This is a genomic window from Thiothrix sp. UBA5583, assembly GCA_002425225.1.
Classification (GTDB): domain Bacteria; phylum Pseudomonadota; class Gammaproteobacteria; order Thiotrichales; family Thiotrichaceae; genus Thiothrix; species Thiothrix moscowensis.
In genome coordinates this window covers 84,763-92,302 of sequence record DILV01000034.1, presented here as the reverse complement: position 1 = coordinate 92,302, position 7,540 = coordinate 84,763, and the positions used below count along the sequence as shown (strand labels likewise).

The 7,540-nt window shown below is 52.9% G+C and carries 7 protein-coding genes; 1 reads left to right on the top strand and 6 read right to left on the bottom strand.

Annotated features, from left to right (window positions below):
• Positions 1 to 140 precede the first annotated feature (140 nt).
• The 5 genes from argA to B2U47_RS14710 form a co-directional block, all read right to left on the bottom strand.
• A complete protein-coding gene (gene argA, locus B2U47_RS14730; RefSeq protein ID WP_296678402.1) occupies positions 141 to 1,421 on the bottom strand; it encodes an amino-acid N-acetyltransferase in 1,281 nt (426 codons plus the stop codon).
• Positions 1,418 to 2,023 (bottom strand): phosphoheptose isomerase, encoded by a 606-nt coding sequence (locus tag B2U47_RS14725; RefSeq protein WP_296678400.1) that lies wholly within the window; start codon positions 2,021 to 2,023, stop codon positions 1,418 to 1,420. Before B2U47_RS14725 ends, argA begins: the two co-directional genes overlap by 4 nt.
• A 3-nt stretch (positions 2,024 to 2,026) precedes the next feature.
• Entirely contained in the window at positions 2,027 to 2,392 is a 366-nt protein-coding gene (locus B2U47_RS14720; protein WP_296678397.1) for a YraN family protein, read from the bottom strand.
• Positions 2,382 to 3,890, bottom strand: a complete 1,509-nt coding sequence (locus B2U47_RS14715) for a penicillin-binding protein activator (protein WP_296678395.1) — start codon at positions 3,888 to 3,890, stop codon at positions 2,382 to 2,384. Before B2U47_RS14715 ends, B2U47_RS14720 begins: the two co-directional genes overlap by 11 nt.
• Positions 3,891 to 4,010: 120 nt before the next feature.
• Positions 4,011 to 6,014, bottom strand: a complete 2,004-nt coding sequence (locus tag B2U47_RS14710; RefSeq protein WP_296678391.1) for a sodium-translocating pyrophosphatase — start codon at positions 6,012 to 6,014, stop codon at positions 4,011 to 4,013.
• 105 nt (positions 6,015 to 6,119) lie between these two features.
• Between B2U47_RS14710 and rsmI the strand changes: the two genes are divergently transcribed.
• Positions 6,120 to 6,974 (top strand): 16S rRNA (cytidine(1402)-2'-O)-methyltransferase, encoded by an 855-nt coding sequence (rsmI, locus tag B2U47_RS14705; RefSeq protein WP_296678388.1) that lies wholly within the window; start codon positions 6,120 to 6,122, stop codon positions 6,972 to 6,974.
• Here the strand turns inward: rsmI and B2U47_RS14700 are convergent.
• Positions 6,955 to 7,536, bottom strand: a complete 582-nt coding sequence (locus B2U47_RS14700) for a DUF2058 family protein (RefSeq protein ID WP_296678386.1) — start codon at positions 7,534 to 7,536, stop codon at positions 6,955 to 6,957. The genes rsmI and B2U47_RS14700 overlap by 20 nt on opposite strands.
• Between the last annotated feature and the right edge of the window lie 4 nt (positions 7,537 to 7,540).

The window sequence follows — 7,540 nt, the reverse complement described above, 5'->3', positions numbered from 1 at the left end:
ACATCGTCGATGGTAGTGTTGTGTCTCCCCATGTGAGAGGAGGTCAACGCCAGGCGCTTAATCAGAAGCTCTGCTAACTGTTACGTTAGCAGGACTTTTTTTATAGCGATGAAAAATAATAAATAGAGCGTAGCAACTCCTTACGACAATTGCTTGAATAACACTTGGGAGTTGCGTTGGTAGTTATACAGCGATTTCTTGTTGGAGGGTAAATCAGCAATTTCCCCTTTTTCAAAGCCACGTTCCCGAAACCAGTCGGTTGTTTGCGTAGTCAATACCAGCAACCTATTTTTGCCATTGGTTTGTGCCAGTTGGACAATATGCCGTAGCAATTTGTCACCTCGGTTGCCACCACGGTATTGCGGATTAACAGCAAGACAGGCAAGTTCGCCAACGTGTGGGTCATCAGTTTCATAGAGTGCAACACAGGCAATGACTTCACGGTCGCGGGTGATGATATGAAAGTTGTTGATCTCTAGTTCCAGTTGTTCGCGTGAGCGCTTAATCAATGTCCCTGCGTTTTCGAGTGGGCGGATCAGATCCATGATGCCGCTGATGTCTTCTTCTGTCGCGGTCCGCAGGCATTCAAACTGCTCGGCGGCAATCATGCTGCCAACTCCGTCTCGCGTATACAGTTCCAGCAACAAGGAACCGTCCGTGTGTGCATCCAACAGGTGTATCCGTTCTACTTCAGTCTCTATGGCTTCCAGGATACCGGGCAACAAGTCGTTTTGGGAGCTGTGGCTTTGGGCTTCTTCAAGTGTCAGTTCGTGTGGGAGGTTGAGTGGTTGGTGGCTAAGGAAAATCAGTTTATCCGCCTTGAGGGTGGTGGCAGCAGCGATGGCTACTTGCTCATAACGCAGGTTATAGGCTTCGCCGGTTGGTGAATAGCCCATCGGTGACAACAAGACGATGTTATGGGCATCTAGTTGCTGTTTCAGCAAGTTTTGGTTGATTTTGCGCACCAGCCCGGTGTAGCCGTAATCAATCCCATCATGTATGCCCAGTGGACGGGCAGTAATGAAATTACCAGACACAATGCCCAAGCCATTGCTGGAGAGTGATGGCTGGTTTAGAGCATGGGTCAGCAGGTTTTCAATACGAATGCGCAGGAACCCAATGGCTTCCTGGGCTGCCAACAGGGTGGCAGTGTCCGTTACCCTGATGCCTTTGTGCAGGCGAATGGGGGTATTATTGTTTTGCAGGCGTTCGTCGATTTGTGGTCGGGTTCCGTGTACCAGTACCAGCCGTGCGCCCAGGGTTGAGATGATCGCTAGGTCTTGCACAATGCGGGGAAATTGCGGTGCGGCAATGACTTCTCCGGCAAACGCAATGACAAAGGTTTTCCCACGGTGGTTGCGGATGTAGGGTGCAGCTTCACGGAAGAAGGAAACGCTGTTGCAAGTCTGCGCAGTTGTCATGTCGGAGTTGGTTTCGGGGTAGCCAGCAGCATTTGGTCAATCAAATCACAGATACAGTGGATCAACAGCAGGTGGGTTTCCTGTATGCGTGCAGTACTATCTGCCGGAACGCGTAATTCGATGTCTTGTGGATGCAGGAGATCTTTCATGCTGCCACCGTTTTTACCGCTGAGGGCAATGATGTGCATTTCGGCTGCATGGGCGGCTTCAATCGCGCGGTTGACATTCAGCGAATTGCCACTGGTTGAGATCGCAAGCAACACGTCACCTGCTTTACCCAATGCTTCCACTTGCCGGGAAAAAACCCGTTCATAGCTGTAATCGTTGGCGATGGAGGTGAGTGTGGAGGTATCCGTGGTCAGGGCAATGGCGGGCAAACCTTTGCGTTCTTGCTCGAAACGGTTGAGCATTTCCGAAGAAAAGTGCTGGGCATCACCCGCAGAGCCACCGTTACCACAACTCAGGACTTTACCCCCATGTTGCAGGGTGTCGAAAACCATTTGCGCGGCATCCAGAATCGGCTCTTGTAGCTGTTCGAGTGCTTTACGTTTGGTTTCAATACTAGCGATAAAGTGTTGTTGTATGCGTGTTTGCAAGCTCATATGTTAGCCCAGATCGAAGGCATTCCTGACCCAATGTATGTCATCGTTGCCTTCTACTGCAATGACATCAAACCGTGCCTGAGCATCAGGTGAACGGTATTGGAGATAGTGTTGTGCGGTGCGGATGATACGCGCTTGTTTGCGTGGGTCAATACTGCAAATTGCGCCGCCATAGCGGTTGTTTTTGCGGTAGCGGACTTCGATAAACACAATGGTATTGCCATCACGCATGATGAGGTCAATCTCACCTGTGCGTAAACGGTAATTCTGGTGCAAAAGTTTTAGCCCACTGGCCTGCAAATGATTGCAGGCCAGTTGCTCGGTGCTTGTGCCACGTTGGAGGTGTGGCGCTTTGGGCTTATTGTCCAAGCGGCTGTGGGAGGCCATTGGCGAAGGTGGCAAACAGCAGGCTACGCTGTACCTGACGGTTGCCTGCCACACTGATATTCCCGGTTTTGCCATTGACCCGTGCATTCGGGTTGCGGGCAATGCTGGGCAGGTTTTTGGCGATCAGGAATGCATCCATGCCCAGTGCGAACATGCGTGGGTAAGTGGCGTTGTTGAGGGTTCCTGCTTGCAGGCTTTCAATAACCCAAGGGATTTCCGTGTAAATAATGCCATCTAGGTCAGCATCAGCACCGGGGTCGGTGCGCCCGGAGAAAATGTGCGAGGTAGCATAAACCGGGATGCCAGGTGCTTGTGCTTCCAGCAAGGGGCGCATCAGACGTGCTTGGCTGGGGGATGCTGCCAGAAACACCATGTTGGCGCGGTCTTGTGCGGCTGCCAAAGCTGCTTGGGCGTTTTCGGCATAAGCACTGGAGGGGGCATCAGGGTATTTCTGGATTGCCAGGATTTGCCCGCCTTTGCGCTGGTAGTTGGCGCGGAAGGCGGTGGATACCCGGTCGCCCCAACTGGAGTCTGGTGCGAGGATTACTGCCGCGTTTTGACCACGGGCACTGGCAAAGTCGGCAACTTGGCTAGCTTCATCTTCCGGGAGTAGGCCAAACTGGTAGAGTGCTCCCGGAATATTACGGTTTTCGGTCAGATAATTGAGGCTCAGGATAGGTTTGGTTAGTATTTGGGGCTGGGTCAGCAATTGGGCTAGGGATTCCTTATCCAGCGGCCCAACAATGATGTCGGCACCGTCATTGACGGCCTGTTGGTATTGGAGAACGGAGCCACCTGCATCCAGATCATACAGTTGTACCTGTGCAGCGCTACCCAGACTGGTGCGGGCGGTCTGGATGCCTTGCATGATTTCCTGGCTGACTTTGCCGAGTGCGCCGGATTGAGGGAGCAGCACGGCAATCTTGTTGGCAGCAGTCGGTATCAGAGCTGCCTGTACGTTGCCACCTGCATTGCCGTCTTTGCCTGCCATTGCTTGTGCACGGGTGCGGACATGCTGGACTTTTTCGCGCAATGCCGGTGAAAGGCTATTCAGATCGGTCGGCAGGCTGCGTAATGCCAATTCAGCGTTGTTTTGTTGCAGAGCCAATAGGGCGCGGACATAGGCGTGGCGCCCACGGTTTTCCCCGTCCAGTGCCGCAGCCGGAATACCGGCGAGATAACTATTGGTGAGTTTTTCATCGCCAATGGAGGCTGCAATTTCAGCGGCTTGCAGAATGACCCGCTCACGTTGGGGGGGCTGATAGCTTGCCGCTGCTTGATAGTAGCTTTGGGCGGCTTCGCGTTTTTTCCCCTGTTTCATTAACTGGTTGGCTTGTTCGATGGAGGCATCGTTGGGCAAGGCACTGCCAGTTTTGTTACCAGCGATATTTTCTGGTGTACAGCCTTGCAGTAATAGTGTCAGGGCAAATAGGGAGGCATAGAGGCATTTCGTCATTCCGTTACGCTTGTTTTTCTGCATGTTGGTCAATCCTGCTGCCAGTTGGTGGGTGTAAATGTCGAAGGGGAATATAGCATTTTTCAGGACAATAACTGAGTGTTTATTGCTGCAAAATGTCAGGGATTCCCCCGTGATCTGAGGTTACAACAGTGGAGCAATGACTAGACTGACAATGGCCATGACATTAATCAGAATGTTCATGGAGGGGCCTGCGGTGTCCTTGAAGGGGTCGCCAACGGTGTCACCCACCACGGTAGCTGCGTGGACAGATGAGCCTTTACCACCCAGATTACCTTTTTCCACATACTTTTTGGAGTTATCCCACGCGCCACCAGCATTTGCCATGGTCAGTGCCAGCAAGACGCAGCCTAGCAATGCACCAGCCAACATGCCGCCCAGTGCTTCTGGGCTGATCAGGAAACCGACAATGACCGGGGCGCTAACCGCCAGCACGCCGGGCAGTACCATTTTTTTCAGAGCTGCTTTGGTGGCGATGTCGACACAGCGGGCGGTATCCGGGTCGGCATGTCCCTCCAACAAGCCGGGAATCTCTTGGAACTGGCGGCGGATTTCGTTGATCATTTCAAATGCGGCATCACCTACGGCGGTCATGGTGATGGAGGCTATCAGAAAGGGGATGACACCGCCGATGAACATGCCCATCAACACTTCTGGATTGCCAAGGCTCAGCTCAAAACCGGGGTGATGGGTGTGCAGGGTTTCGATGAAGGCAGCAATGATTGCCAATGCAGCCAGTGCGGCGGCACCGATGGCGAAGCCTTTGCCGATGGCTGCGGTGGTATTGCCTAGCTCATCCAGCGAGTCGGTGATTTGGCGTACTTCTTTGCCCATCCCGCCCATTTCGGCAATTCCCCCGGCATTGTCTGCAACCGGGCCGTAAGCATCAATAGCCATGGTGATGCCGACGGTTGCCAGCATTCCAACAGCAGCAATGCCGACACCATACAACCCTGCCAGTTGGCTGGCGATGAAAATAACCATTGCGATGGTGAAGACCGGAATGGCAACAGATTGCATTCCAACTGCCAATCCGGCGATCATGACGGTTGCTGGGCCGGTCTCGCCAGCTTTGGCAATTTTCTGTACGGGTTTGGATGAAGTGTAATACTCTGTGACCAGACCAATGATAATGCCGCCTAAAGCACCACATAATACTGACCACCAGACATGGCTGCTGATGTTCAGGGCGCTAATGTCGATATACGCCAGAACGATGAACAGGCTGGCAGCACTGATTGTGCCGGAGCGCAAGGCAACATCCGGTCTCTTGCTGGACAGGATACGTATTAGCAGAATACCGATAATGGAACACAGCAAGCCTGTGGAGGCCAGCGCCAATGGCAGGAACATCAGGGATTCACGTGAACCCAGCGCCAGCAAGTGCTCTGCCGCCAGGGTGGACGCAATGGCAATGGTGGCAATCATTGAGCCGCAGTAGGATTCGAAAATGTCTGAACCCATACCTGCCACGTCGCCTACGTTATCCCCCACGTTGTCAGCAATAACACCGGGATTGCGGGGGTCGTCCTCGGGGATGCCTGCTTCAATCTTGCCGACCAGATCAGCACCAACGTCGGCACTTTTGGTGTAAATGCCACCGCCAACGCGCGAGAACAAGGCAACAGTGGATGCGCCCATGCCAAAACCGTGGATGGCGTGGGCGGTTTCAGGATCCCCACCAAACAGGTAATACAGTAAACCCAGCCCCAGCAAACCGAGGGAGGCAACGCACAGACCCATGATAGAGCCACCATAAAATGCCACCGAGAGTGCAGTAGCAGCTCCGTGATCGCGTGCGGCTATCGTTGTGCGGACGTTGGCCTTGGTTGCCGAATACATGCCCAACCAACCAGCCGCGCCTGATGCACTTGCACCGACAGCAAAAGCCAATGCTGTTTTCCAGCCTAAAAACACATATAGTGCAGCACAAAGGACGATGGCAAACATGACAAGTATCTTGTATTCACTGCGCATGAATACCATTGCACCGAGATGGATTTGATCAGCAATTTTTTTTACCTTGTCTTCACCTGCGGGATAGCGAAGCACCAGACGGTAAATGTAGAAAGCAATTATCAGACCGATAATGCCTAAGGTGAGAGGTATGACAGCGTAGTTGGGCATACAAACTCCTCTAAGCCTGTTGTGTTATGCAATAAAGTGGCTTGCTTATTAGCGTAGGTATAATTGTGGCAATTTGCAATGAATGTTCAGATGTAAGGAGCAAGAATGAAGCAGGGAACCCTGTACTGCGTTGCCACCCCGATTGGTAATCTGGAAGACATGACTATGCGGGCAAAGCGTATCTTGGCGGAGGTCGATAAGGTATATGCCGAGGATACACGGGTAACACGCAATCTGTTTACCCATTTCGGTATCCAGAATACCTTGGCTAGTCTGCATGACCACAATGAAACGGGGCGGATAGAAAGCATCCGGGCAGAACTGCAACAGGGGATGCAACTAGCATTGGTCAGTGACGCAGGTACACCCCTGATCAGTGACCCCGGCTACAAGCTGGTTCATGCCTTGGGGCTGGAAGGTTTCAGGATTGTACCGGTTCCGGGGGCTAGCGCCCTGATTGCGGCGCTGTCAGTGGCGGGTTTGCCGACCGACCGCTTTGTGTTTGAAGGTTTCCTGCCTGCCAAGCCAGCTTCCCGCTGCAAATGGCTGGAAAGTTTGCGGGATGAATCACGCACACTGGTGTTTTACGAGTCCAGCCACCGTATTGCGGACATGCTGGCTGATGTGGCAGAAGTGTTGGGAGGGGAGCGGCAAGTCGTGCTATTGCGTGAACTGACCAAACTATTTGAAAGCACTTACCGGGGCAAGGCGGCGGAACTGATGCAGCAAATGGCACTGGATGGCAACATGTCTCGCGGCGAATTCGTGGTGGTAGTGGCAGGCAAGGTAGTGGAGGCAGATCAGCCGCCTGCAACAACCCTCAATGCCGATGAGCTGCTGGATGTGTTGCTGAAAGAAGACTTGCCGGTCAGGCAGGCGGCTGCTATTGCTGCCCGCCTGACTGGCTTGCCTAAAAACCAGTTATACAAACAAGCGCTGGTTAAGGCTGCGGCTCCGTGAACGTTGTGGGGATGCTGTCCATTTCCGGGGTATTGAAAATGACGATTTTGGAGGGATCAAGTTCCAAAACCTGTTGACCAATTTCGGTCGGAATCAGACAACGTTTGCCTGCCTGAAAGGTAATGGCGAGTTTGCCATCTGCCAAATCCTGCTGCTGTTGGGCAGTGACGTACAGGTATTTGATGTTGTCACCAACCACAAAATTATAGCGAATATCAGCATCGTCGACATTTTGCGAATGGCTGTTGAGCAATTGGGCAACCTGTTCGCGGGTTTGCTTGCGGCGTGCAGCCAGTTCCCGTTGCTGTTGTTCGGCTTGCAAGCGCTCTTCACGCTCAGTCTGTGCACGTGCCTCATAGAACTGGGCGAGGTCACTTTTTGGTTTTGGTGCAGGGTTCTTTGCCTTGTTTTCCTTGGGTTTTTCCGGTTTCGACTGAGGTTTGCCGGGTGGTTTCCCCTTGGGCTTTTCGGTGGGCTTCGGTTTGGGCTGGTTCGCTTTTTCCACTTGCTCGCTCGTGATCAGCCCTGCCCTCAGGAGTTGGTCGCGTAATGAATTTGCCATACAG

What these genes read in the sequence shown, in the direction of transcription:
- B2U47_RS14710 (WP_296678391.1), bottom strand. Translation starts at nt 6,014, where the DNA reads ATGCCCAACTACGCTGTCATACCTCTCACCTTAGGCATTATCGGTCTG.
- B2U47_RS14725 (WP_296678400.1), bottom strand. Translation starts at nt 2,023, where the DNA reads ATGAGCTTGCAAACACGCATACAACAACACTTTATCGCTAGTATTGAA.
- argA (WP_296678402.1), bottom strand. Translation starts at nt 1,421, where the DNA reads ATGACAACTGCGCAGACTTGCAACAGCGTTTCCTTCTTCCGTGAAGCT.
- B2U47_RS14700 (WP_296678386.1), bottom strand. Translation starts at nt 7,536, where the DNA reads ATGGCAAATTCATTACGCGACCAACTCCTGAGGGCAGGGCTGATCACG.
- B2U47_RS14715 (WP_296678395.1), bottom strand. Translation starts at nt 3,890, where the DNA reads ATGCAGAAAAACAAGCGTAACGGAATGACGAAATGCCTCTATGCCTCC.
- rsmI (WP_296678388.1), top strand. Translation starts at nt 6,120, where the DNA reads ATGAAGCAGGGAACCCTGTACTGCGTTGCCACCCCGATTGGTAATCTG.